26 protein-coding genes are annotated in these 24,302 nt (G+C 60.1%); 16 read left to right on the forward strand and 10 right to left on the reverse strand.

The features are described from left to right. Window positions 1–10: 10 nt before the first annotated feature. The 4 genes from DFR46_RS13300 (at window position 11) to DFR46_RS13315 (ending at window position 3,004) form a co-directional block, all read left to right on the forward strand. Entirely contained in the window at window positions 11–742 is a 732-nt protein-coding gene (locus DFR46_RS13300; protein WP_245953858.1) for a phasin family protein, read from the forward strand. A 165-nt stretch (window positions 743–907) separates the two neighbouring features. Then, window positions 908–1,261, forward strand: coding sequence for an ATP-dependent Clp protease adapter ClpS (clpS, locus tag DFR46_RS13305; protein ID WP_116236880.1), 354 nt, complete (start codon window positions 908–910; stop codon window positions 1,259–1,261). A 60-nt stretch (window positions 1,262–1,321) separates the two neighbouring features. Next, window positions 1,322–2,602: a UDP-N-acetylglucosamine 1-carboxyvinyltransferase gene (gene murA / locus DFR46_RS13310; RefSeq protein WP_116236881.1), complete on the forward strand. Its 1,281-nt coding sequence runs from the start codon at window positions 1,322–1,324 to the stop codon at window positions 2,600–2,602. A 162-nt stretch (window positions 2,603–2,764) separates the two neighbouring features. Continuing rightward, window positions 2,765–3,004, forward strand: a complete 240-nt coding sequence (locus DFR46_RS13315) for a hypothetical protein (protein WP_116236882.1) — start codon at window positions 2,765–2,767, stop codon at window positions 3,002–3,004. A gap of 63 nt (window positions 3,005–3,067) precedes the next feature. Here the strand turns inward: DFR46_RS13315 and DFR46_RS13320 are convergent, their stop codons facing one another. Genes DFR46_RS13320 through DFR46_RS13330 form a run of 3 tightly spaced genes read right to left on the reverse strand, consistent with a single transcriptional unit; the run spans window position 3,068 to window position 8,634 of the window. After that, entirely contained in the window at window positions 3,068–4,339 is a 1,272-nt protein-coding gene (locus DFR46_RS13320) for a DUF445 domain-containing protein (RefSeq protein WP_245953859.1), read from the reverse strand. Beyond that, window positions 4,336–7,416 (reverse strand): efflux RND transporter permease subunit, encoded by a 3,081-nt coding sequence (locus DFR46_RS13325; protein WP_116236883.1) that lies wholly within the window; start codon window positions 7,414–7,416, stop codon window positions 4,336–4,338. The genes DFR46_RS13320 and DFR46_RS13325 overlap by 4 nt, the downstream gene beginning before the upstream one ends. A 9-nt stretch (window positions 7,417–7,425) precedes the next feature. Continuing rightward, entirely contained in the window at window positions 7,426–8,634 is a 1,209-nt protein-coding gene (locus DFR46_RS13330) for an efflux RND transporter periplasmic adaptor subunit (RefSeq protein WP_116236884.1), read from the reverse strand. A 234-nt stretch (window positions 8,635–8,868) separates the two neighbouring features. On the opposite strand from DFR46_RS13330, the gene DFR46_RS13335 reads away from it, so the two are divergent. Continuing rightward, the gene (locus DFR46_RS13335; protein WP_245953860.1) at window positions 8,869–9,585 is read left to right on the forward strand and encodes an SIMPL domain-containing protein; all 717 of its coding nucleotides are present in this window, start codon (window positions 8,869–8,871) and stop codon (window positions 9,583–9,585) included. A 58-nt stretch (window positions 9,586–9,643) separates the two neighbouring features. On the opposite strand, the gene DFR46_RS13340 is transcribed toward DFR46_RS13335, so the two are convergent. The 3 genes from DFR46_RS13340 to DFR46_RS13350 all read right to left on the reverse strand — a co-directional run bounded on the left by DFR46_RS13340 (window position 9,644) and on the right by DFR46_RS13350 (window position 10,931). Next, window positions 9,644–9,922, reverse strand: coding sequence for a GlsB/YeaQ/YmgE family stress response membrane protein (locus tag DFR46_RS13340; protein ID WP_116236885.1), 279 nt, complete (start codon window positions 9,920–9,922; stop codon window positions 9,644–9,646). A 199-nt stretch (window positions 9,923–10,121) separates the two neighbouring features. Beyond that, window positions 10,122–10,421: a CtrA inhibitor SciP gene (gene sciP, locus DFR46_RS13345; RefSeq protein ID WP_116237357.1), complete on the reverse strand. Its 300-nt coding sequence runs from the start codon at window positions 10,419–10,421 to the stop codon at window positions 10,122–10,124. Window positions 10,422–10,532: 111 nt separating this feature from the next. Further along, window positions 10,533–10,931, reverse strand: coding sequence for a hypothetical protein (locus DFR46_RS13350; RefSeq protein WP_147297694.1), 399 nt, complete (start codon window positions 10,929–10,931; stop codon window positions 10,533–10,535). Between the two features lie 74 nt (window positions 10,932–11,005). Between DFR46_RS13350 and mnmA the strand changes: the two genes are divergently transcribed. Together mnmA and DFR46_RS13360 are read left to right on the forward strand one after the other, a co-directional pair. Continuing rightward, window positions 11,006–12,115 carry a tRNA 2-thiouridine(34) synthase MnmA gene (mnmA, locus tag DFR46_RS13355; RefSeq protein ID WP_116237358.1) on the forward strand — a complete coding sequence of 370 codons (1,110 nt, stop codon included), beginning with the start codon at window positions 11,006–11,008 and terminating at the stop codon, window positions 12,113–12,115. Between the two features lie 114 nt (window positions 12,116–12,229). Further along, window positions 12,230–12,622: a MerC domain-containing protein gene (locus DFR46_RS13360; protein WP_116236887.1), complete on the forward strand. Its 393-nt coding sequence runs from the start codon at window positions 12,230–12,232 to the stop codon at window positions 12,620–12,622. 53 nt (window positions 12,623–12,675) lie between these two features. Here DFR46_RS13360 and DFR46_RS13365 read toward each other — a convergent pair whose 3' ends face one another. Beyond that, window positions 12,676–13,458, reverse strand: a complete 783-nt coding sequence (locus DFR46_RS13365) for a hypothetical protein (protein ID WP_116236888.1) — start codon at window positions 13,456–13,458, stop codon at window positions 12,676–12,678. 356 nt (window positions 13,459–13,814) lie between these two features. Here DFR46_RS13365 and DFR46_RS13370 point away from each other — a divergent pair, with 356 nt between their 5' ends. Further along, window positions 13,815–14,378 carry a hypothetical protein gene (locus DFR46_RS13370; protein ID WP_116236889.1) on the forward strand — a complete coding sequence of 188 codons (564 nt, stop codon included), beginning with the start codon at window positions 13,815–13,817 and terminating at the stop codon, window positions 14,376–14,378. Here DFR46_RS13370 and DFR46_RS13375 read toward each other — a convergent pair. Further along, window positions 14,349–14,669, reverse strand: a complete 321-nt coding sequence (locus DFR46_RS13375) for a hypothetical protein (protein ID WP_116236890.1) — start codon at window positions 14,667–14,669, stop codon at window positions 14,349–14,351. The two genes, DFR46_RS13370 and DFR46_RS13375, sit on opposite strands and share 30 nt — an antisense overlap. Before the next feature lie 24 nt (window positions 14,670–14,693). Between DFR46_RS13375 and DFR46_RS13380 the strand changes: the two genes are divergently transcribed. Continuing rightward, complete coding sequence (locus DFR46_RS13380; protein WP_116236891.1) at window positions 14,694–15,836, forward strand: serine hydrolase domain-containing protein; 1,143 nt, start codon at window positions 14,694–14,696, stop codon at window positions 15,834–15,836. Window positions 15,837–15,980: 144 nt separating this feature from the next. Beyond that, window positions 15,981–17,936 (forward strand): pre-peptidase C-terminal domain-containing protein, encoded by a 1,956-nt coding sequence (locus DFR46_RS13385; protein WP_116236892.1) that lies wholly within the window; start codon window positions 15,981–15,983, stop codon window positions 17,934–17,936. A 17-nt stretch (window positions 17,937–17,953) separates the two neighbouring features. On the opposite strand, the gene DFR46_RS13390 is transcribed toward DFR46_RS13385, so the two are convergent. Further along, window positions 17,954–18,751, reverse strand: a complete 798-nt coding sequence (locus tag DFR46_RS13390; RefSeq protein ID WP_116236893.1) for a PhzF family phenazine biosynthesis protein — start codon at window positions 18,749–18,751, stop codon at window positions 17,954–17,956. Between the two features lie 66 nt (window positions 18,752–18,817). Beyond that, the gene (gene pdxH / locus DFR46_RS13395) at window positions 18,818–19,408 is read right to left on the reverse strand and encodes a pyridoxamine 5'-phosphate oxidase (protein ID WP_425453147.1); all 591 of its coding nucleotides are present in this window, start codon (window positions 19,406–19,408) and stop codon (window positions 18,818–18,820) included. A 70-nt stretch (window positions 19,409–19,478) separates the two neighbouring features. On the opposite strand from pdxH, the gene DFR46_RS13400 reads away from it, so the two are divergent. The 6 genes from DFR46_RS13400 (at window position 19,479) to aroC (ending at window position 24,289) form a co-directional block, all read left to right on the forward strand. Next, window positions 19,479–19,919 carry an ABA4-like family protein gene (locus DFR46_RS13400; protein ID WP_116237359.1) on the forward strand — a complete coding sequence of 147 codons (441 nt, stop codon included), beginning with the start codon at window positions 19,479–19,481 and terminating at the stop codon, window positions 19,917–19,919. Between the two features lie 61 nt (window positions 19,920–19,980). Continuing rightward, window positions 19,981–20,934, forward strand: coding sequence for a DnaJ C-terminal domain-containing protein (locus DFR46_RS13405; protein WP_116236895.1), 954 nt, complete (start codon window positions 19,981–19,983; stop codon window positions 20,932–20,934). Between the two features lie 3 nt (window positions 20,935–20,937). Continuing rightward, a complete protein-coding gene (locus tag DFR46_RS13410) occupies window positions 20,938–21,897 on the forward strand; it encodes a YihY/virulence factor BrkB family protein (protein ID WP_116236896.1) in 960 nt (319 codons plus the stop codon). Continuing rightward, entirely contained in the window at window positions 21,897–22,703 is an 807-nt protein-coding gene (gene fabI, locus DFR46_RS13415; protein WP_116236897.1) for an enoyl-ACP reductase FabI, read from the forward strand. The genes DFR46_RS13410 and fabI overlap by 1 nt, the downstream gene beginning before the upstream one ends. Next, complete coding sequence (locus DFR46_RS13420) at window positions 22,700–23,209, forward strand: GNAT family N-acetyltransferase (protein ID WP_116236898.1); 510 nt, start codon at window positions 22,700–22,702, stop codon at window positions 23,207–23,209. Before fabI ends, DFR46_RS13420 begins: the two co-directional genes overlap by 4 nt. Before the next feature lie 9 nt (window positions 23,210–23,218). Next, complete coding sequence (aroC, locus tag DFR46_RS13425) at window positions 23,219–24,289, forward strand: chorismate synthase (protein ID WP_116236899.1); 1,071 nt, start codon at window positions 23,219–23,221, stop codon at window positions 24,287–24,289. Window positions 24,290–24,302: the final 13 nt, after the last annotated feature.

Consider the following 24,302-nt stretch of genomic DNA (forward strand, 5'->3'; position numbering starts at 1 on the left):
ATGGCCTGACGTGCGGTGGATCGCCCTCCCCACGCGCTATGCTGCAGCGCACAAAAAGTGCTTGCAAATTTCGATTCTTTCCTATATTGTGCGCTGCAACATAGAGATTAATGAAGGTGTGGAGTTAACCATGGCTACAACGACCAAGACCGCCGCTGCCGCAAAAAAAGCGACCCCGGCCAAGAAAACTGCCGCAAAGACGGCACAGAAGAAGACTGTAACAAAAAAGGCTGCCGTCAAATCTGCAGCCACTTCGAAAGGAACGATTATGACGAATGCAGCTGAAAAAGCACAGGACAGCGTGAAAAAGACTGCCGAAGCCGCTACCGAGCGTGCCAAGGAAATGTTCGGTGACATCAACGAGCGTGCGAAGACCGCCGTCGAGAAGGGCACCGAAGTGGCTCGCGAAATCGGCGAATTCAACAAGGGCAATGTTGAAGCCATGGTTACTTCGGCCCGCATCGCTGCCGAAGGCACAGGCGAAATTGCTCGCGAAGCAGCCGAGTTCGGCCGTCAGCGTTTCGAAACGATGACCGGCACGATCAAGCAGGTTGCTGCTGTTAAGTCGCCGACCGAATTCTTCCAGATCCAGAACGATTACGCCAAGAGCGCATTCGAATCGATGGTTCAGGAAGGTTCGAAGATGAGCGAAGCATGGCTGAAGCTCGCCGGCGAGGTTGCCGAGCCGATCTCCAACCGTTTCGCGGTTGCTGCCGACAAGGTGAAGAAGGCTGCTGCCTAAGCTTCACGCTTGAACGCAATGAACAAGGGGCCGTTCCGCAGCAGTGCGGGGCGGCCCTTTTTCGTCGGAGCCCTCTTTCTTCATCCAGGCTTCCGAGTCGGTTAGGCTTTTTACACCACATCAACCCCTTGCTTAGCGGCCCCGCAATACGATATTCCGAGAACCATGCTCCAAAGCGACGAAATTCTTGCCTCCGGCACTGACGACGAAGAGGGAACAGGCGATTCCGGCCTCGGGGTCGCGACGCAAACGCGCACACGGACCAAAAAGCCGTCGCCCTACAAAGTGCTGATGTTGAATGACGATTTCACACCGATGGAATTCGTCGTGCTCGTCCTCCAGCGCTTCTTCAGCATGGGCATGGACGATGCGACGCGGGTTATGTTGCAGGTTCATCAGCGCGGCGTTGGGGTGTGCGGCGTGTTCAGCTACGAAGTCGCCGAAACCAAGGTCACTCAGGTGATCGATTTTGCCCGCGAGAATCAGCACCCTTTGCAATGCACGCTTGAAAAAGCCTGATTGCACATTGGGAGTTGGCGCCGGGATTGCGCGGCCGCCAAGTTCCGGTAGAAGCCGGTCATGGATAGTATCGTAGTTCGCGGCGGCAACCGCCTCTCAGGAACCGTGCAGATTTCCGGCGCGAAGAACGCCGTCCTCACGCTCATGCCCTGTGCATTGTTGACAGATGAGGGGCTGTGTCTCGAAAACCTGCCCCGTCTCGCCGATGTCGACAATTTCATGCACCTGCTCAACCAGCATGGTGCGTCGACAATGCTCGAAGGCGGGCACAACGGTGGCGGGCGCAAGATGACGGTCAAGGCCGCGTCCATCGCGTCGACGGTTGCTCCCTATGATTTTGTACGGAAGATGCGGGCGTCGATTCTCGTGCTCGGGCCGCTGGTGGCGCGGGCAGGCGAGGCGACTGTGTCAATGCCGGGTGGCTGCGCGATCGGGAACCGCCCGATCGACCTGCATCTCAAGGCGCTCGAAGCGCTGGGCGCCGATATCGAGCTTGCTGCCGGATATGTGAAGGCGACCGCGCCGGATGGCGGGCTCAAAGGCGGAACGATTTCCTTCCCCATGGTTTCTGTCGGCGCAACCGAAAATGCGCTGATGGCGGCGGTTCTGGCAAGCGGCGAAACCGTGATCGAAAATGCCGCCCGCGAACCCGAAATTGTCGATCTGTGCAACTGCCTTGTCGCGATGGGGGCGGAGATAGAGGATATCGGAAGCGACCGGCTTGTCGTTCATGGAACGGACCGCCTGCACGGAACAACCTATAGCGTGATGCCGGACCGGATCGAAGCGGGCAGCTATGCCTGCGCCGCGGCGATCACCGGCGGCGAGCTGATGCTCAAAGGCGCCGATGCGCATGACATGGCCGCCATCCTGGCTGGCCTGCGCGATGTTGGCCTTGGGGTCCAGGAATTGGCCGATGGCGTGAAGGTCAGTGCCGATGCGCGGCTCAAGCCGGCGACCATCTCAACCGCTCCGTTCCCCGGCTTTCCGACCGATATGCAAGCCCAGTTCATGTCGATGCTGGCGCTCGCCGACGGCACCAGCATGCTGACCGAAACGATCTTTGAGAACCGCTATATGCACGTTCCCGAGTTGGCGCGGATGGGCGCGGATATCGAGGTTCGCGGCCGGACGGCCGTGGTGAAAGGTGTTGACGAGCTGGTCGGCGCGAATGTCATGGCCACCGATTTGCGCGCTTCGATGAGTCTCGTGCTCGCCGGGCTGGCTGCCAGAGGCGAAACCAAGGTGCTGCGCGTCTATCATCTCGATCGCGGCTATGAGAGCCTCGAAGACAAGCTGAGTGCCGTCGGCGCCGATATTGAGCGCGTCAGCGAAGGCTAATTTCTCCGGGCCGGAGGCAAATAGTGCGCAGTCAGCGGCGGAACGTTCCCCAGGCGTCGCGCAGCGCATTTCCCGCTCTGGCTGCCGCAGCGGCATTGGCGATATCCCGCAATCCTTTCAAAATGTTGCACGCGGAAGGGCGCAACGTGAAGGATTGAATTCATGACAAACAGCAAACTCATCGTTCCGGCGATCATCGCACTGATGATCGGACCGGTCCCTGCGCTGGCCTATGTCCAGGGTGGCGAAGTACCGCCGCCGACAATCGACACCAACGGCGATGGCACGCCGGACGCCTGGGATCGGGACGGCGATGGCCGGGCGGATGCTTGGGATCGGGATGGCGATGGCCGTCCCGACGCGCTCGACAATGATGGAGATGGCGAACCCGACCAGATGTAGGTCAGCCCTTCAGGACCCAGTATGACCCACTTATGCCGCCGTTACCCGACGGCGGCATTTTTTTTACAATATCGTGATGAGCGTATGAATAGTCAGGCCGACCAGTCCGCCGACGATCGTGCCGTTCATCCGGATATATTGAAGATCGCGGCTGACGGCATTTTCGACCCGGTCGGTAATCGTTTTCGCGTCCCAGCCCTTTACCGTGTCCGAAACCAGCTTGACGATGCTGTCGCCATAATCGGCAACCGCACCCACTGTCGCGCGGCGGGCGAAAAGGTTGATCGCCCGTTTGAGATCGGCGTCGTTCTGCAGCGTGTGGCCCAGTTCCCGCAGGGCATCGCCGAACCGCCCGTCCATCGCGCTATCGGGGTTGCGCGCTGCCCGGAGCAGAGCCTCGCGGGCCTGTTCCCACAGTCCGTCCAGCCAGTCGGCGACCGCCGGATTGTCGATCAGTTCGGATTTGAACTGCTCAACCCGCGCCCGCATCTCGGGATCATGCTGGAGATCGAAGATCAGGCGGACAAAGCCCTCATTGGCCTGATCGCGCAACGGATGGTGGGGATCTCCCTCCATCTGGACGAGCAGGCGGCGGAGTCCGTTGATGATCGAGTCCGACAGCCGGTCGTCGATAGCGAGCCAGCGCATGAAATTATTGGCGCGTTCATGGACCATCGCGCGGACTATATCTTCGTTCGAATCGAGGATATTGGCGGCCCAGCGCACTATACCGTCGATTACCGGGACATGCCGGTTCTCCTGCATTGCCGCCTCGATAGACTGGCCCAGCAGCGGCGCGATATCCAGCTCGCGTAGCCGGTTCGCGATCATCTGCTTGGTCGTTCCGCCAAGTCGTTCATCGTCAAGCGATTCAAGGATCATGGCGACAAGCCGGGATGCCCCCTGGCGCATTCGGCCTTCGCCGCCCGACGGGTCGGTCAGGAAGGTCCCGATAGCCCCGGCGACATCGAATCGTTTCATCCGCCGCGCGACGATGGAGGGCGTGAGGAAATTGTCTTTCAGGAACCAGGCCAGCTGTTCGCCGATCCGGTCCTTGTTGTTGGGCACGATAGCGGTGTGCGGGATCGGAATGCCCATCGGATGCCGGAAGAGGGCGGTGACGGCGAACCAGTCGGCAAGCCCGCCGACCATGGCCGCTTCGGCAAAGGCGCGGACAAAGCCCCACGCCGCATGGCTCTCTTCCATATTATGGGCGAGGACGAATATCCCCGCCATTAGGAACAGCATGGCGGTCGCGGTGCGGCGCATGGCCTTGCCGCGATCCTCCGCCGCGCCGAGCCGGCCGAGCGGCCGGGATCGGTCCGTCGATGTCATTCTGCCGGCTGGATGGACGCCTTGTCATCGTCTTCCGGCCGGTAGGTAATAAGCCGACCGAAGAACCGCCGCATACGCCTTTCGATGCTGTCGGCGAGGCTGAAACAGGCAGGCACGATAACCAGAGTGAGCACCGTTGACAGCAACAGCCCGCCAATCACGGTCCAGCCCATTGGCGCGCGCCATGCACCATCGCCGGTCAACGCCAGGGCGGTTGGCACCATCCCTGCGGTCATCGCGACCGTCGTCATGACGATCGGCTGAGCGCGCTTGTGCCCCGCATCGATTATGGCGGTGTCCTTGTCGACGCCTTTGTCCATTTCCTCGATCGCGAAATCGACCAGCAGGATCGAGTTTTTCGCAACAATGCCAAGCAGCATGAGCGTTCCGATGAATACCGGCATCGATATCGGCTGTCCGACGAGATGGAGGGCGATTGCGCTGCCCAGCGGGGCAAGCAGCAGTGAGCCCATATTCACCAGCGGTGCCATGATCCTGCGGTAAAGCAGGACGAGCACGGCGAACACGAGCAGCACGCCCGAGATTACGGCAACGAGGAAGTTGAACAGCATTTCGGCTTGCCATTCTTCCTGGCCGGCGATCACGCGATCTACACCCGGGGGCATATCTTCCCAGAATTCAAGCGCGTTGATCTGGGTCATCGCGTCGCCCGTCACCAGTCCGGGGGCGAGATCGGCACCGATCACGATGCGCCGCCGCTGGTTGTAGCGCCGGATCTCGGTCGGGCCCGAGCCGAAGCCGATATCCGCCACGAGACGCAGGGGCACAGAGCCGCCATTCGCCGTAGCGACCGGCAGGTTCTCGATCGTCGAAAGGTCGCGCCGGGATTCTTCGGCAAGGGCGACACGGATCGGAATCTGGCGGTCGCTCAAGGAGAAACGTGCGGCATTCTGATCGATTTCACCCTGGGTGGCGATGCGAATGGCCCGGCTGAGCTCCGCAGTTGTTACGCCAAGGTCTGCCGCCAGGTCGAGACGCGGTGTAACGACGATTTCCGGCCGGCGAAGATCGCCGTCGATACGCGGGGCAATGATCGTATCCAATGTGCTCATCTGCGCGACCAGCTCATTGGCAGCTTCTTCCAGGGCAACGGGGTCGTCGCCGCCGAGCGTCATCGAGATATCGCGGCCGCTAAAGCCGCCCTGCTGCGACATGAAGGTCACACGAGCATCGGGGATCGCGCGCAGCAGCGGAGCGGTTTCGCGCTCGAACTCGGTGCTCTTTCGTTCCCGGTCGTCGCGCAGCGTCATGAAGATCCGGCCGCTGCCCGGATCGATCCGCTGGAAAGCGGTCAGAACTTCCGGTTGCTGGCGCAATATGGCGGCAACCCGGTCAGACACTTGTTCAGTTTCTTCCAGCGTTGTGCCCGGGACCATTTCAATAGTCACCCGGCTGAAATCATCATCGGTTTCCGGCTGGAAGGTCATCGGCAGCTGGCTGAATGCGATGACCGTGGCGACCATTGCACCGCCGCCGCCGATAAGAGCCGTTTTCCAGCGATGGACCAGAGACCAGCGCAGGAGCGCCATATAGCGGTCCATCATCGGTCCCTCGCCATGTTCGCGAACGCCTTCGGCTTTGAGGAAATAGGCGGAGACCAGGGGTGTGATGAGGCGGGCCACGGCTAGGCTCATCAACACCGCGACCACGGTGGTCATGCCGAACTGGATGAAGAACTGGCCTGAAATGCCGGGCATCAGCGCGACCGGCAGGAATACAGCAACGATTGCCATTGTCGTCGCCAGCACAGCAAGGCTGATCTCTTCCGCCGCATCGATCGATGCCTGATAGGAGGATTTGCCCATGCGCATATGCCGGACGATATTCTCAATCTCGACGATTGCGTCATCGACAAGCACACCGGCCACCAGACTGAGCGCGAGCAGGCTGATGAAATTCAGAGAGAAGCCGAACAGGTCCATGAACCAGAAGGTTGGGATCGCCGAAAGCGGTATGGCGATTGCAGAGATCAGCGTGGCGCGCCAGTCCCGAAGGAAGAAAAAGACGACGATAACGGCCAGTACCGCCCCTTCGACCAAAGCGGCCATGGCAGACTCATAATTTTCGCGCGTGTATTCGACGGATGTGAAGAGTCGGGTGAAAACGACGCCCGGATTATTCTCTTCGATCTGGGCGAGAACGGCTTCCGCATTGTCGTAGACGGTGACGTCGGACGCTCCCTTGGCCCGTTCGATCCCGAAGCTCACCACCTGACGGTTGTTCATCTTCGAAAGCGAGCGCTGCTCGCCATAGAGATCGCGGACTTCGGCGATATCCGCCAGTTTGATCGTACGGCCGCCGCCCAGTGCAATATCCGTCTGGCCCAGCTCATAGGCGGTTTCGGCGTTGCCAAGAACGCGAACAGATTGTTCGGATCCGGCCACTTCCGCCCGCCCGCCGGCCGCGTTGAGATTGGTTGCGCGCAACTGCGCATTGACCTGGCTGGCCGTGATGCCCAGCGACTGGAGCCGCGCAGGATCGAGGATCACCCGAATTTCCCGGCTGACCCCGCCGCCGCGATCGACCGCAGCCATGCCCTCTACGGAGAGCAGCTGGCGCGCGACGGTATTGTCGACGAACCAGCTCAGTTCCTCGAGCGTCATATCGACATTTTCGACCGCAAAATAGGCGATCGTCCCGCCGCCGTTGATCTCGACGCGCAGGACCTGGGGTTCCAGGATGCCATCCGGCAGGTCGCCGCGTATCTGGGCCACCGCGTTGCGCACGTCGTTAACTGCGCGATCGACCGGCGTACCGATGGTGAATTCGACAAAGGTCCGCGAATTGCCCTCATTGACGAAGGACTGGATCGTATTGACGCCGTTGATGTTGCGAACCGCCGCTTCGATTCGCTGGGTAACCTGGTTTTCCATCTCGGTCGGAGCCGCGCCAGGCTGCGCGACGATTATCCGGACCGCAGGAAAATCGACTTCCGGGCTGTCATTGACGTCAAGCCGGGCAAAGCTGATCAGCCCAGCCAGCATGAGCCCCAGGAACAGGACCAGCGACGGCGTTGGGTTCTTGATGGCCCATGTCGATACGGTGCGGAAACTCATGCCTGATTCCTAACTGTCGTCGTCTTGAGACTGGCGCTGTGGGATGACCTCGTCGCCCGGATTGAGAAATGCGCCCGCCGAGCGCACGACCCGCTCATTGCCCTCAAGACCCTCGCGGACAGTGATGCCGGCGCTGCCGACCGAACCGATGGTAATATCACGGCGTTCGACGATATTCTCTGGCGTGATGATATAGACATAATTGCCCCGAGCATCGCTTTGTACTGCGGATTCCGGCAGCATCGGTGCGTCGATAGAACCGCTGACGATCTCTGCGCTGGCGAACCCGCCGGGGCGCAGCCCTTCCTGATAGGAAAGCGCTATGCTGGCGGTGCCCTGTCGGCTCTGGCCGTCAATGGTGGGGGAAAGCTGCCAGATCTGGCCCTCAAAAGTCTGATCGGTGCCAGTCGGTGTGATGGTCGCGCTCTGGCCGATCGACATCCGGGTAAGGTCGGACTCGGACACCTGCGCATTCATTTCCATTTCGCCGCCCCGGGCCAGCACGAACAGTGCGCCGCTGCCGGCGCTCACAACCTGTCCGGGCTCGGCATTGCGTTCGAGGACCAGGCCTGCCGCCGGTGCGCGGATGGCGAGCCTTCCGGCGCGAGCGCGCAATTCGTTAAGCTGGGCGCCTGCGACATTCACGCGCGCCCGAGCCGCGTCTCGCGTTGCAGTTTTGCGGTCGATATCGGCCTGACTGATAAAACCGCGGGCCACGAGCTGCATCGCCCGGTCGAGTTCGGCCTGGGCAAGGGCGAGGTCGGAACGTGCGACTTCGACCTGGGCCGCCGCAGAATTGACCTGCTGTGACTGCACGGAGCTTTCGATGGTGGCGAGTACCTGTCCTGCACCGACCCAGTCACCTGCATCGACCAGTACACGTGCGATCTGGCCGCCTTCTCCGGCAACGCCGACTGGCATTTCCCGTCGCGCTGCCAATGTCCCGCTCGCAGAGATTGTGTTGGATATGGCTTCCGAACCGGGCACGATAACGGTCACTGTCGGCAACACCCGCGCCGGGCCGCCTTCGCCACCGGCTGCGCCAGCATTCTCGCCGGCGCCGCCTTGGAACATGAAATAGGCAGCAAGAACGGCGAGCGCCCCGACTACTACGCCGACAATGATGAAACGACGCCGCCTGTCGGCCCGCCGTTCTTCTGCTTCAAATTCGTTCATCGGTTCGGAAACTCCGTCCGCGAAGCTCTGTTCAATATTCATGTCTGCCACCTTGGCCATACTCCGCTGTGCCTTACTGCCATACTGTATTACATAAATAAAACACAAGGCTCAAGTCGGAAGTGAATCTGCCATTCGTTTACGTTTTTTTGCACTGCAAAATCAAGGTAAACTGCCGTAGGGAGTTTACCGTTCATCGAAGCGAAACCCCCAATCTGCTCCGATTGGGAGCGGATATCTCTGCACATGCAATCTTGGAGTATGATGATGAAAAACATGGCTCTCCTTCTGGCTGCCGCCTGTTCGACCGTTTCGATTGGATCGACTGCCTCCGCCCAGATCGTGACACCGGCACCGGTAATAGAAGGTACGCGACTCAATATCGTTGCGATCGGCGAGTCGCGCCAGGTTCCCGATATTGCGGTAATCAATGCCGGCGTTGTCACCGAGGCGCCCTCCGCCACGGCTGCGCTTTCCGACAATAGCCGCCGCATGCAGGCGGTGTTCCGGGCGCTGGATGCAGCGGGTATAGAGGAACGCGATATCCAGACTGCCTCGATCAACCTGAATGCACGTTATGACTATTCGGACCGCAGCGAGCCAAGGCTTCTCGGCTATACCGCTTCTAATCAACTGACCGTCCGCTTTCGCGAGATCGCGCGGGCAGGGGCGATAATCGACACGCTGGTGGCGCAGGGCGTCAACCAGATCAACGGGCCGAGTCTGCAGATCGACGAGCTCGATGCGGCAATGGACGAAGCGCGCCGCGATGCTATTGCCAAGGCGCGACAGCGGGCCGAACTCTATGCAGCGGCGGCAGGCATGCAGGTCGTGCGCATAGTGGCTATCAGCGAAGCGGGGGCGGCGCGCTCACCGGTGGCGCTGGCTGGACGTGCGATGGCGATGGATACGGCTGAATCGGCTCCGTTGCAGATCGCGGCCGGCGAGCAGCGGTTGACGGCGAACATTTCCGTGATGTTCGAGCTCCAATGACGAAAAGGGCCGCGCGATCCTCTCGCGCGGCCCCGACAGTATCGGTCAGGTTCGGCGATTACCGTACGCGCCCGCGCTGGATAAGGTTCATGATCGCAAGCAGGACGATCGCCCCGCCAAAGGCGACCAGCAATGTCTCCACGTTGAACGCATTGTCGCGCAGCCGCTCGGATGCTCCGCCTGCGACCAGACCGTAGGCGAACCGGCCCAGGATGGAGCCGATACAGCCGACAACGATGTTCCAGAAGATGCCCATCGACGCGTCGCGATTCATGACGAGGCTTGCCAGCCAACCGATCACGCCGCCGACCGCCAGTGCAATAATCCAACCCCACATAGTCTCTCTCCCTGTATTGCCAACAGTCGGTAGCACCATCATCCAGATGGTGCCGCGAATCGACTGTGCGATGGAGGGAGCCTAGTGGCATCGGTGCCAAAAACAAATTCCCCGGCCGCCGACGGAGTTGGCGACCGGGGAACCCGTTGCTCGCTGGCGGCCGCTGATCGACCGTGCGACAATTCCGATTATTTCAGATCTAGTATTTCTGCTGGCGCTCGTAGAGCGATTTATAGTGCTGGATCCGCGTGACACGCAGCCCGGGCATGCCCGACCGATCGATGGCCCTTTGCCAGCTGGCAAACTCTTCGACCGTCAGGTCATAGCGATCGCAGGCCTCGTCGACCGACAGCAGCCCGCCATTGACGGCGGCCACTACCTCGGCCTTGCGACGCACGACCCAGCGTCGGGTCGAAGGTGGCGGAAGGGAATCAAGTGTGAGCGGCTCTCCCAAGGGGCCGATGACTTGCGCCGGACGTATCTTTTGGTTCTCGATCATTATTTCCTCAATGGGATCCTTCGATCCTTGCTTGGTCGTCAGCATTACGATGAACACCTTGTAAGCAAAGCTCGTTGAAAAAAGGCTGAAATGCCAAGGTAAATAGGCACTTTACCAACCTTTCTTGTTGGTTACCGGGATGTACGAAATCGGCACAGCGGGGTTGAAACAACCCTTTAATGCCTGCCCCTGTCCCATGACGTTCATACCTTCGGCGCCTGGTCGCGGCGCGAACACCGTGATCAGCGCCTCGATTGCAGCCATCTGGCTAGCCCCCCCCATTGCAAGGCGCGTTGCAAGCCTGCTCGTCGGCTGCGCAGCCTGTGCTGCGGCCAGGAAAGCCACAAGTGCGTGAAAGTCCGGCTTGATACTGCCGGCCGCATCCATGCGATTGCCAAAGGAAGTGAAACTCATGTCCATGGAGCAGCGTAATAGGGACGAAGGTTGAAAACGTGGTAAAGGCGCTGGCAACGCTTTGGTGAGGATTTGCGGACCGATTTTACCGATCATGGTTATCCGGGCGATAATGCGAACCGCATTGCCCTTTGCGCGCGGCGCTACGAAACACTAAATGGCCCTGTATGATGAACGCAGATTTCGATCTTGACCGTCCGGCGAGCGAAAGCCGTATCGTCGTTGCCATGTCCGGCGGCGTCGATTCATCGGTTGTCGCCGCGCTTGCTGCGAAGACTGGTGCCGAGGTAATCGGTATCACGCTGCAGCTGTACGATCATGGCGAAGCAACGGGCCGCACCGGCAGCTGCTGCGCTGGGCAGGATATCCGCGACGCGCGCGCCGTTGCCGAAAAACTCGGCATCGCCCATTACGTGTTCGACTATGAAAGTCGTTTCCGCGAATCGGTGATCGACGATTTTGCCGACGAATATATGGCCGGGCGGACACCCATCCCGTGCATCCGCTGCAACCAGAGTGTGAAGTTTAAGGACCTGTTGGACATGGCTCGCGACCTGGGTGCCGATTGCCTGGCGACTGGCCATTATGTGCGCCGGGTCATGGGCGAGAGCGGTCCCGAACTCCACCGGGCGCTCGATCCGGCGCGCGACCAGAGCTACTTCCTGTTCGCGACAACGCAGGACCAGCTCGATTATCTGCGTTTTCCTTTGGGTGGAATGCCGAAAACCCAGGTGCGAGAGATTGCCAAAGAGCTTGGCCTTGGCGTGGCACTCAAGCCTGACAGCCAGGATATCTGTTTCGTGCCGGACGGCGATTATGCCAAGATCGTGAAGAAGGTCCGGCCCGAGGCGGGCGAGGGCGGAAAAATCGTGACGCGGTCTGGCGAGGTGCTCGGCGAGCACAAAGGCCTGATCCACTATACGGTCGGCCAGCGTCGCGGGCTCGAGATCGGAGGCCAGCCCGAACCGCTTTATGTCGTAAAGCTGGAGCCCGAGACGCGCCGTGTTGTGGTCGGGCCGAAATCGGCGCTGGCAGTGACCGCAGCGCGGATCGAGGATCTGAACTGGCTGGGCGAGGCTTTCGAGGGGGAGATGACGGCCAAGGTCCGCTCCCTCTCAAAACCCGCTCCAGCCCGCTTCGATGGAGCACGAGTGGTTTTCGACACGCCCGAATTCGGTGTGGCTCCCGGGCAGGCGGCTGTCCTCTATGCGGGCGACCGCGTTATGGGCGGCGGCTGGATCGCGGAAACGGAAGCTGCCGAAGAGGTGTTGGCGGCCTGACGGCCTCCAGTTTCTCCACCATCGCGAAATTCAAAGCTTGCCGTCTTCCCGCGCTGGACATTTTTCGCAAGAGCATTATGTGATAATGTATCATCATAGTGATAGGCGATTGAAATGGGCATAGGCAGTGCAGCTAGCCAAGACAGGATAGAACGCGTCGCAATAGGGGCCTCCCTGTTGTGCCTTGTCCATTGTCTGGTTTTGCCCATCGCTTTTGCGACACTTCCCTTCCTCGCAAATACCATGCCGATCCCGGAACAGGTGCATGTCTGGCTGCTCGCCTTTGTCATTCCAGCGGCTGGGATTGCCCTGTTGTCCGGTTACCTGAGCCATCGCGATATCCGGCCATGCCTCGCCGGTAGCGCCGGTCTTATGCTGCTAGCATCGGCGACGCTGTTGCTGGTGGAGACAGCCTGGGAAATGCCGTTTACTGTTATTGGAAGTTTGGCCCTCATTCTTGCGCATGCTCTCAACTGGTCGCTGCGCCACGCCTGCCGTCGAGGGTAATACTGTCAGTTCGGTCTATCGCTAAACTTCACCAAACGCTTTGCGAGCAGGCATCACCGCCGGCGATCATCATAATCGAACCGGATTCTTACCCAGGCGCCGACCTGCGATTCTCCGCCGATTCGGGGTGGGCGCACGCGAAACTGCCATGTCGCGGCAAGCAGCGATCGACCGATATTCGATCCGTGCGGATGCTCAGCGAGAAGCTCGCAATTTTCGACGCGATATTCGGGCATGGTCTGGCAGATGATGAGGGCCCAGCCCGGTCCCCGAGCGGTGTCCAGATAGCCATCCAGTTCATCTGGTCGTGGTTCGTAATACCAGGAGGCCGCATAGAGCGGTTCGCCATTCGGGCCTGCACCTTCGACTCGTTGTGAATCGCCGCCCCCTCTCCGCGCGCGCGGAGCCGGCGGACCCATCGTCTCTCCATTGGTCGGCGCTGGCGGGGCCGGGCGGGCGGGTATGTCGGCGATGTCCAGAGGGGCCGCTTGCTGCCGCGTATAGGGGAGCAACGGCGCGGGAACGCGCTCAGCCGGAGTGTCATCCGGTCTGACGGTATCCGGTTCGGGCGCCGGTTGGGGCTGGCTGGCCTGTTGCGGAACCTCCGGTCCGGCCTCTGCCGGAGAGGGAGGCGCGGCCCTCGGGGGGCTTAGGGTGAAGCTGGACATGGGAACGACTTCACGTTCTTCCTCTGCATTCGATTGATTCAGGGTTAGCAACAGAAAGAGCAGGAGTGCCTCGATAAACACCACGAACAGCACGGCGCCGGCCCGCCGCCCAAGCTTTTCGCGGATCCGGTCTGGCAGCAGGCTGGATATGGGAGGGGTCGACTGCAAGAAGAGGCTCCGAGGCTGCGCTCCATCTTATGTGCGCGTTCAAGTTCACGGGTGTTGGGAGACTATCGGGGTAATTGTAGTACCGCGGATGAGCACCCGCTTACAGAGTTAAGAACGGTTATCCGCAATGAAGAACGCTGTCGCCGAACCCATGCAATTTGCAGCCGACAGGAGTGGTGCTCGATAGCAACAACAAATCACGCCTCGAAACGGAAGTTGCAATAAGCTTTGTCCCAGTAATCTAATATTCCTAACGTAGAGTCGTGCGTCCTGTGGCTTGGTGTGGTATAACTACATCGGTCAGTGTTGCATAAAAACCCAAAGAGAGGAGTGCTGGCGCATCATTGGAGTGAACCATGGGACAACAAATTTTTGATGGAAACGGCAGAAAGATAGGATCGGTCAAATCAGATCAGGAAGTCTTTGATCAACAGTTGGCGGCACTGATGATAGTTGGTGCGGGCCTCGCACTTTACGCGCTTGCCATGGCAGTCGCAGCAGTCCTCGCGGCGATATCGGCCCCATTCCTACCGATATTTTTGGCCGCCTATATGATGCTTGATATTTTGAATAATGCGGGTGGCTGGTACGGGATATTCGCCGAACCGGTCGGGGTCTGTGTCGTCGCCTTAGGATTCTGGGCGCTCTGGAGCTCTAGATCGTTTCGAATTGTGTATCTCGGGACCGAGTGGGCTGTCGTAGTATTTTTCGCATTCTCCTGGGCAAAGGGGGATGGAAACTACGTGGTTGGCAGCGTGGTAGCTGCCTTAACGGTGTTGGTCGGCGTTATGCTCCTGACTTATATCGATAGCAGGGCCGAGCCCGCCAAAGCGAAAATATCGGCTTGGGTAAAGCACTGGAAGGACACCATCGTGGGCGCCAATGCCTCCCTATGGAAGTGGCTCAAGAACGCACCCTAAACCTTCGCGGAACTGCGCCGAACGGCTGGCGAGCAGCGGAACACTGGCGGTGATCCGTTTATTTTCTTCATCCTCGGCGACGGAGATCATCTCCATGCCGGGCTCATAGTCGTTGTAGCAGCTCTCCATGTCGCGCCCGCCGATATAGCGGCACGAACACACGACATGCGCGCCATAGCCCACGCCGAGTTCAATGGTCGGTTTCATGCGCACAGCATAAGTAACGGCCGCAACCAGCAGAATGAGTAGGATGACAATCGTGGCGGTGAGAAAAGGGCGCTTCACTTTCATGGCGTCCAGACGTAGCCTGATGCGATGATGAAGCAAAGATGGATTATCCCGCTCGCGCCGGCACTGGCGCTGTTCGTCAGCGCCGCGGCACCGGTCCTCGAACGGGAAGGCGCGGAGGATGATTCAATCGCCGCAGATGCGCCCGTTCCCGCCCGCGCCGATATCGCGCCGCTTGTCGATGCGCTGTTTTCCGAAGAGGGCGTTGGCGAAACCCGCGCTGTTCTGGTGATGCACAATGGCGAGCTGATCGCAGAGCGTTATGCGCCCGGCTATTCGGCGGACATGCGTTATATCTCCTGGTCGATGGCGAAGACGGTGACGGCCATGCTCGTCGGCTTTCTCGTCGACGATGGCGTGCTGGATCTGGACGCGCCCGCGCCGGTGCCAGAATGGCAGGGGGAAAATGACGCCCGGCGCAATATCACCCTGCGCCACCTGCTCCATATGGCGTCTGGCCTCGATCATACCGAGGTCAATGAACCGATCTGGGATTCGGACACGAACCGGATGCTGTTCTCGACCGAGACGGACGATATGGCCGGCTATGCTGTTTCCCGGCCGCTCGAAGCCAATCCTGGCGACAAATATGAGTATAGCAGCGCGACGACCGTTATCATTGCCCGGATTATCGCCGACCAGCTGACGGATTCGGACGATCCGGGCGAGCGGGCTGCGGCCTATCGCCATTTCGCCGAACAGCGACTGCTTGGTCCGGCGCGGATATCGAGCGTCTATTTCGAATTCGATGCGCGCGGCACGCAGATCGGCGGCAGCCTGATCCATGCGACGGCGCGGGACTGGGCGCGGCTGGGCGAAGTCATGCGCACCGGGCAGGGGCCAGACGGAACCCCGATCATCTCGTCCGAATGGCGCGAGTTCATGCTGACGCCATCCCCTCGTAACGGCGAATATGGCGGCCAGACCTGGCTGAACCGGCCCGGCGGCGTCTACGACAATCCCGTATTGTTCCCGGATCGCGCGCCGCAATCGCTGTTCGCCTTTAATGGCCATCTTGGTCAATATGTGATGGTATCGCCGGCTCAGGGGCTCACGGTCGTCCGGCTGGGCAATACGCCCGACGGCGAACTGCGCGAAGCCGTGGTGATGCGGCTGGCTCGGATTTTCGAGGCTTTCGGGCAAACCACCGGTGAAACAGACTCCGGCTGACCATGTGCTTCAGATCATAATTGCCGCTCCGCGATCCTGATATCGCGACCCCATATTGCGGGGCGCAATCGCTTTGTCGTCGTTCAGCCCCGCTTCACCGCAGGTTTGCTAAGTGATAGGCGGGTCGGCGAATTGGGGAAGATCATGACTATGAAATCGAAGATGCTCGCCGGTATGGGCGTTGCCGTAGCTGCGCTCTGTGTCGCGCAGCCCGTTCAGGGCCAGGCGCAGGACGGTACGCTTGCGATCGGTCGCACCTTTGGTGGCGAACTGGCCGAGGGCGATCAGGTCGCCGGCGGCAAGCAGCAATATTATGACGAATGGAGCGTTCGCGGGACTGCTGGCCAGCATGTCTCTATCGTCATGGAATCCGATGCGTTCGATACCCAGCTCCAGGCGCGCCTTCCTGACGGCACGGCCTTCGTCAACGACGATAACCACTGGGTGCCGGAAACCACCAACAGCCGCCTCGATGTCGTCGTGCCCGATACGGGCAGGCTGGTCGTGCGCGCGCAGGCGTTCCGGCCCGCGGAAAGCGGCGCCTATACCATAAGCCTGGTTTCGACAGAATCGCTGCAGGCGGCAGCGGAAGCCGCAACGCCGCCACAGGTCATAACGATCGGCCAGTCGCGCGAAGGTGCGCTTTCTTCGGACGGCGATAGCCAGGTCGCGGGCCGCTATACGGATCGCTACGAATTCAGCGGTACGCGCGGCCAGCGCGTCGACCTGAACGTATCGGGCGATTTCGATACGATGCTGACATTGTCGGGCCCGGGCAGTTATTCGGTTCGCAATGACGACGACACGACTGCGGGCGAGCCGACGCTGGACAGCCGCATTCTCGCTACCCTGCCTGCCGATGGTCGTTATGTGATTGCCGTTACCAGCTATGGTCGCGGCGATACCGGCGATTATGCGCTGATAACGGGTTTGAACCGAAGCCAGATCGCAGACACCGAATTCATCGATGCAGATGCCGCGCCGCTGGCTTTTGGCCGGACCCTGACGAGCGAGCTCGGCAAGGATGACGACACGCTGAACAGCGGCGAATATCTTGAGCGCTACAGCTTTACCGGCCGCCGCGGCCAGCCGGTCACGGTCGACCTGAGTTCGGATGAGTTCGATACATATCTAATACTGCGGACCCCGTCGGGCGAGCAGATCGATATCGACGATACTGGCGAATCTCTCAACAGCCGGTTCGAGCGCGTCCTGGAAGAGGATGGCGTCTATACCATCGTCGCAACCTCTTATGCCCCGGCTGCAACCGGCCGGTTCCAACTGGCCCTGAGCGAGGGCACGAGCCGCATTCCGGCCAATGCCCGGCAGCGGCAGGTGTTCGCGATTTCGGTTGGGATTGCCGATTATGGGGGAAATACGTCCGATCTCACTTATACCGATACCGATGCGGCGAAGCTCTACCAGAAGTTCGAAGAGCTCGGCATGCTGCGGCAGGAAAGCATCCTGCTCACCAACCAGCAGGCGACGCTGCCCGAATTCCGCCGGGCGTTCCAGCGGGTAGCAGCACAGGCAGGGCCGGACGATATCTTCCTTTTCTTCTATTCTGGGCATGGCAACCAGATTGAAGACCCGAATGATCGGGGCGAGCTCGATGGGCGCGATGAAACGCTTGTCTTTGCCGATGGCGAGGAACTGACGGATGACGATCTCGCTCTGATGTTCGCCGATGTGCGGGCGGGGACGACGATGGTTGTTCTCGACTCCTGTTTCTCGGGAGGGTTCGAGCGCGATCTGATCACACGGCCCAACATGATGGGGCTGTTCAGTTCGGAAGAGGATCTGACGAGCCTTGTCGCGTCTGAGTTCAATGCGGGCGGTTATCTCTCGCGTTTCTTCTCGGACGGCGTGGGCGGACAGGCCGATGACAATGCCGATGGCAATATCACGGCCGGCGAACTGGTATCCTATCTGCGCTACCGCTTCCGTGCGCAGTGCGACGGACGCAACTGTATCGAAGCCGAAACCGGCGACGCCCAGCGCAACCATCAGGAGTTGGTCGTGCAGCGCGGCAGTGTTGAGGTGGACGATATCCTCGTCACGCTGCCCGAACAGTTCGGCGTGGTGAGAGGCGGCGACTAGGGCGCGGCCCAGTCGATCTAGGTGATCGTGAAACTACCTTCGACAACGGTAACGCAATCGCCAATCAGGATTGCGCGATCCCCGTCCAGCCTGCAGCTTAAATAACCGCCGCGCTTGCTCGCCTGAAAGGCGGTGAAGCTATCGCGCCCCAATCGCTTGGCCCAGAACGGGGTCAGGACTGAATGGGCCGAGCCTGTCACACTATCCTCGTCCACGCCGGCACCAGGCACAAACACCCGGCTGATGACATCGGTATCCTTACCGGGCGCGGTAACGGTGAAGCTGTCATCTCCCAGCGCGCCCAAGGCCCGGATATCGGGATCGAGATTGAGTACATCTTCCGCGGTTTCATAGAGAAACACATTATAATGGTCGGGATGGCGATAGGTGGCGACTGGTTTCTTGCCGAGTGCCGCTTCGGCTTCGGGTAGGGTCGCAGGCTCAGCCACGATTGCGGGCAACGCCACCGCATAGCCATCGCCTTCACGCCACACTTCCAATATGCCCGCCTTGCGCGTCCGGAATCGCACCCGCTCAAGATCGGGATTCTCCGTCAGCAGGATATGCCCGCTTGCGAGCGTTGCATGACCGCATAGCCGGATTTCATCGGTCGGCGTGAACCAGCGCAGCTCATAATCGGCTTCGCTGCTCTGGTCGGGCAGGTAAAAGGCGGTTTCGGCAAAATTATTCTCTTCGCCGATTGCGCGCAGAAGATCGTCATCCGGCCAGCTTTCCAGCGGCATGACGGCAGCCTGGTTGCCGGTAAAGGGTCGTTCGGCAAAAGCGTCGACATGATAGTAAGGCAGTTTCGGCATGACATGCTCCTTCGCTTCGGCCCGCTCTATCGCGGGAGCGGCGCGCGACGAAGCGCGATTATCTGATCAGGGGTAAAGCAGCCCTTCGTCCCAACTATCCGTCCTGCGCGTGAACACGCGCCGATGATGCAGGCGATGTGCGCCATCCTGCCAGAATTCGATTCGCTGCGGATCGAGACGAAAGCCCGACCAGTGCGGCGGGCGCTTGACATCCTTGCCTTCGAACTGTGCCTGCACTTCCTCGTAGCGTGCTTCGAAAGTCTCCCGGCTGTCGAGCGGACGGGACTGGTCCGATGCCCATGCCCCCAGTTGCGAATCGCGGCTTCGCGTCGCGAAATAGGCGTCGCCTTCCTCATCGGAAACCCGACTTACCGGTCCTTCGATCCTGACCTGCCGGCGCAGCGACTTCCAGTGGAAAAGCAGGGCTGCTTTGTGGGTGGCGAGCAAGTCATCCGCCTTGCGGCTCTCGAGATTCGTGTACCAGACGAAGCCGCGCTCATCATGGCCCTTGAGCAGCACCATACGGACCGAGGGCTGGTTGTCCGGGGTCGTCGTCGCCAGCGCCATAGCGTTGGAGTCGTTGATCTCGCTGGCCCGGGCTTCGGCGGCCCAGGCGGTGAAGAGAGCGTGAGGATCGCCAGTGGAATCGTCTGTCATGAGGGGGCTTCTAGGCCAGCCGGGCATGGTCTATCAATGTCGCAGGCAAAATCGATTTGGGGGAATGGCGATGGACTGGCCAACGGTTTTCAAATTCGCGAACCTGTTTGCAATGCTGGCCTGGGCGGTATTGATTTTCGGGCCGAGACGCGAGGCGATATACACGATATTGTTCGACGGGGTCGTCGGCCTTTTTAGTCTCTTCTACGCATCCCTGCTGGTTTATCTCTTGTTTATCGCTCCGTCGACGGGGGGTGGAGGGCCGGATTTCACGACGATCGAGGGCGTTCGCACGGCATTCGCAGCCGATGCCGGCCTCACATTGGGCTGGGTGCACTATCTGGCGTTCGATCTGTTCGTGGGTCTCTGGGTCGCGCGCAATGCGGATGAGATATCCCTGTCGCGGTTTGTGCAGGCGCCGATCCTTCTCGCCACCTTTATTTTCGGGCCGTTCGGATTGGCCATTTACCTGATCGTCCGGCGGATACATGGATCGCGCGAAGCCGCTTGAAACAACGGAACCATCTCCCCATTTCAACTGTTGTAATACTGCAACAGTTGGCTAACGGCACATGATATACGACACGGACACCATGGTAGCAGATCCTTACGCAACTCTCGGAGTCTCGCGCGGCGCGAGCGAAGACGATATAAAAAAGGCCTATCGCAAGCTCGCCAAGGAGCTGCATCCGGACCGGAATAAGGATAATCCGAAGGCTACCGAGAAATTTTCGGCGGCGACGGAAGCTTATGATTTGCTGAGCGACAAGGCTAAACGTGCCCAGTTCGATCGCGGAGAAATCGACGCCGATGGCAATCCCACCAATCCATTTGGCGGCGGCGGTTTTGGCGGCGCCCAGGGTGGTTCATCGTTCGAATTTTCCGAAGGCGGCGATATCGGCGATATTTTCGAAGGGCTGTTTGGCGGCGGCGGCGGGCGGACGGCCAGTTCCTCGCGCGGACCGTTTAGCGGTTTCGGCAGGCGTCAGGCCCCTCCGCCCAAGGGCGCGGATATGGGTTATCGCCTTGCCGTGCCATTCGAGGCCGCAGCGCGGCTTGATGACCAGCGGATCACGCTGTCGAGCGGCAAGACGATTGACCTGAAACTGAAGCCCGGCGTCGAGAGCGGTACGCAGATGCGGCTCTCGGGCCAGGGTCAGGAAGGGCCGGGCGGAGCCGGCGATGCGATCGTCACAATCTTCGTTCAGGATCACAAATTCTACGAGCGCGACGGTGACAACATTCGCCTCGACGTTCCGATCGGCCTCGACGAGGCTGTGCTCGGCGCGAAGATCAAGGTGCCAACGGTCGATGGGCCGGTGATGCTCACAGTGCCGAAAAATGCCGCCTCGGGAAAAACGCTCAGGCTCAAGGGTAGAGGCTTCCACAAAAAGGACGGTGGCCGGGGCGACCAGCTGGTGAAACTGGAAATTGACCTGCCCGAAGACGATGCGGAACTGGCGGAGTTTGTGAAGGGCTGGACGCCCGGAAAGCCGCAAAACCCGCGTTCGGAATTTGGTGTCTGATCATTGACTCATGAAGCCTCGCAATCGCCTGAGGCGCGCCGCAGGCTGGCCGAGGTTCGTATCCGAGAGGGCCGGCCTCTCGATTATCCACCGCCGCGCACCTGGGGCTGGACGACGCTGAAACGCGTAGCCGATGGCGTCTACGCGGAAGGCTTTATCCATGCGGGCAACCTCGCTTTTATGGCGCTGCTCGCCCTCTTTCCCTTCTTCATCGTATTGGCAGCCATCGCGCAAAGCCTTGGCCGGACCGAGGATGGGTTGCAGGCGGTCGCGATCTTCCTGCAGAATGTGCCCCCCAGCGTGGCGACCGCATTGGAAGACCCGATTGCCAGCGTTCTTTCCGCGCGCACCGGAAATCTGCTGTGGATAGGCGCGGCTATCGGGCTTTGGACAACCGCCAGCTTTATCGAAACCGTGCGGGAAATTCTGCGTCGTGCTTATGGCACTCCCTATGGACGGCCATTCTACGAGTACCGGCTCTTTTCAATCGGCTTGATCATCATTTCCGTTGCCCTGGCATTGCTCGCCTTCGCCCTGCAATTCGTGATGACCGGGGTGGAGCAGTTCATCTATCGCCTCGTGCCTTTGTTGGAGGAGTATCGGATATTTCTCTCCCTTTCCCGGCTGGTTCCGGCATTCGCGATCTTTCTCGGATTTTATCTTGTTTTCTGGTCTCTTACGCCGCGCCAATATCGCGCGCGGCTTTATCCGAAATGGCCTGGCGCGCTGCTCGTCACCATATGGTGGCTCGGCACGACGGCCCTGATGCCCGTCATACTCGAAAACCTGATCAGTTATGATTTGACCTATGGCAGCCTGGCGGGCTTCATGCTTTCGATGATGTTCTTTTTCGTCATCGGATTCGGGGTTGTCGTTGCGGCTTATCTCAACGCGGCACTGGCGGAAGTGCCTGAAAGCGAGTTAAGGAAGCACATAGAAGAAACTGAAGTCGAGGAACCTTAATGACGGGACTGATGAAAGGGAAACGCGGGCTGATCATGGGGCTTGCCAATGACCGATCGCTGGCATGGGGCATAGCCAAACAGTTGCATGAACAGGGCGCGGAAATGGCGTTCAGCTATCAGGGCGACGCACTGGAACGCCGCGTCAGACCGCTCGCCGAGAGCGTGGGATCGGATTTCCTGATCGAGTGCGACGTGTCCGACATGGATGCGCTCGACACTGCGTTCGCGACGCTCAAAGAGAAATGGGAAACCATTGACTTTGTCGTGCATGCGATCGGTTTCTCCGACAAGAATGAGCTGCGAGGCAAATATCTCGATACCAGTCTCGACAATTTCCTGATGACCATGAACATTTCGGTCTATTCCATGGTTGCCGTCACCAAGCGGGCAAGCGAGATGATGCCGGACGGCGGCTCTATCCTGACCCTCAGCTATTATGGCGCGGAAAAGGTCGTGCCGCATTACAATGTGATGGGGCCGGCAAAATCGGCGCTGGAAACCAGCGTCCAGTATCTGGCCATGGATCTGGGCCCCGACAATATTCGCGTGAACGCGATCTCGGCCGGCCCGATCAAGACGCTGGCCGCGAGCGGCATCGGAGATTTTCGCTACATCCTCAAATGGAACGAGCTGAATTCGCCGCTTCGCCGCAATGTGACGATCGACGATGTCGGGGGGGCAGGGGTTTACCTGCTCAGCGATCTCTCTTCGGGCGTTACCGGCGAAACCCATCATGTCGATGCGGGGTATAACGTCATCGGCATGAAGGCCGAGGATGCGCCGGACATCGCGCTGGAGAAGTGATTGCTCTTCGCGCTGAACGGCCGGATGATCAACGCGCGGTTTTCGCCATCCACGCTGCGGCATTCGAAACCGATCTGGAGGCCCGCCTCACAGACAAGCTCCGTTCCGATGGAGAGGTTCTGCTTTCGCTGGTGGCGCTCGACGGCGATGAACCGGTAGGCAATCTGATCCTGTCGCTGATGGTGGCAGAAGGTGACGGCATGTCCCTTCGCGCTGCAGCTATCGGGCCGATTGGTGTTCGCCCCGATCGTCAGGGCGAGGGCATCGGAGCCATGCTCATGCGGGCTGGTATCGCCTGGGCGCGAGGCGAGGGCATTGTCGCAATCTTCCTGCTTGGCAATCCGGACTATTATGGGCGATTCGGCTTTTCTGCGGAAACGGCCACACCCTTCGCCTCGACCTATGCCGGACCCTATTTCCAGGCCCTGTTGCTCGATGACACTTTTGTGCTGCCAAAATCCGGCAGGGCCGACTATGCTCCGGCTTTTGCCGCATTTGAGGACTGACGGAACCCGATGAGCTATAACAGTTTTGGACATCTGTTCCGTTTCACCACCTGGGGCGAGAGCCATGGCCCGGCGCTCGGCGCGATCGTGGACGGCTGCCCGCCGGGCATTGCGATCGACGAGAGCGATATCCAGCCCTGGATGGACAAGCGCCGGCCGGGCCAGTCCCGCCACACAACCCAGCGCCGCGAACCGGACACTGTTCGCATCATGTCTGGCGTGTTCGAGGGCAAGACGACGGGGACGCCGATTCATCTCATGGTCGAGAATGTCGACCAGCGTTCAAAGGACTATTCCGAGATCGCGGCCAAATACCGACCCGGCCATGCTGACTTCACTTATGATGCCAAATATGGCTTTCGCGACTATCGCGGCGGCGGACGATCTTCAGCGCGGGAAACCGCCGCGCGCGTGGCGGCAGGCGCCGTTGCGCGCAAGGTGCTGGGCGACGGTATCGCGATCCGGGCGTATCTGACGGAACTCGGCGGTGTCGCCATCGACCGAGACCGGTTTGACGATGCCGCAATCGATGCAAACGACTTTTTCTGCCCCGATCCGGTGGCGGTCGGCGAATGGGAATCCGCCGTCGATACCGCGCGCAAGGATGGCAATTCGCTGGGTGCGGTTGCCGAGTGCATCGCGACAGGCGTTCCGGCAGGCTGGGGCGCGCCGGTTTATGCGAAGCTGGATGCGGAGCTGGCTGCTGCGATGATGTCGATCCATGCGACCAAGGGCGTGGAGATCGGTAACGGGTTTGAGGCGGCGCGGATTACCGGCCGTGAAAATGCCGATGAAATGGAACCGGGCAATACAGGGCCGCGATTCCTTTCGAACAATGCGGGCGGCGTGCTTGGCGGCATATCGAACGGCGATACGATCATCTGCCGGACGGCCTTCAAACCAACCAGCTCGATCCTGACACCACTCAAAACGGTGACGCGCGATGGCGAGGCAGCCGAGATTTCGACAAAGGGCCGGCACGATCCCTGTGTCGGTATTCGCGGGGTTCCCGTTGTCGAGGCGATGATGGCACTCGTCCTTGCCGATCAAATGTTGCTTCACCGCGCGCAATGCGGCTGATAAGCGGGTTGGC

This window comes from Parasphingopyxis lamellibrachiae (assembly GCF_003385775.1).
GTDB lineage: Bacteria > Pseudomonadota > Alphaproteobacteria > Sphingomonadales > Sphingomonadaceae > Parasphingopyxis > Parasphingopyxis lamellibrachiae.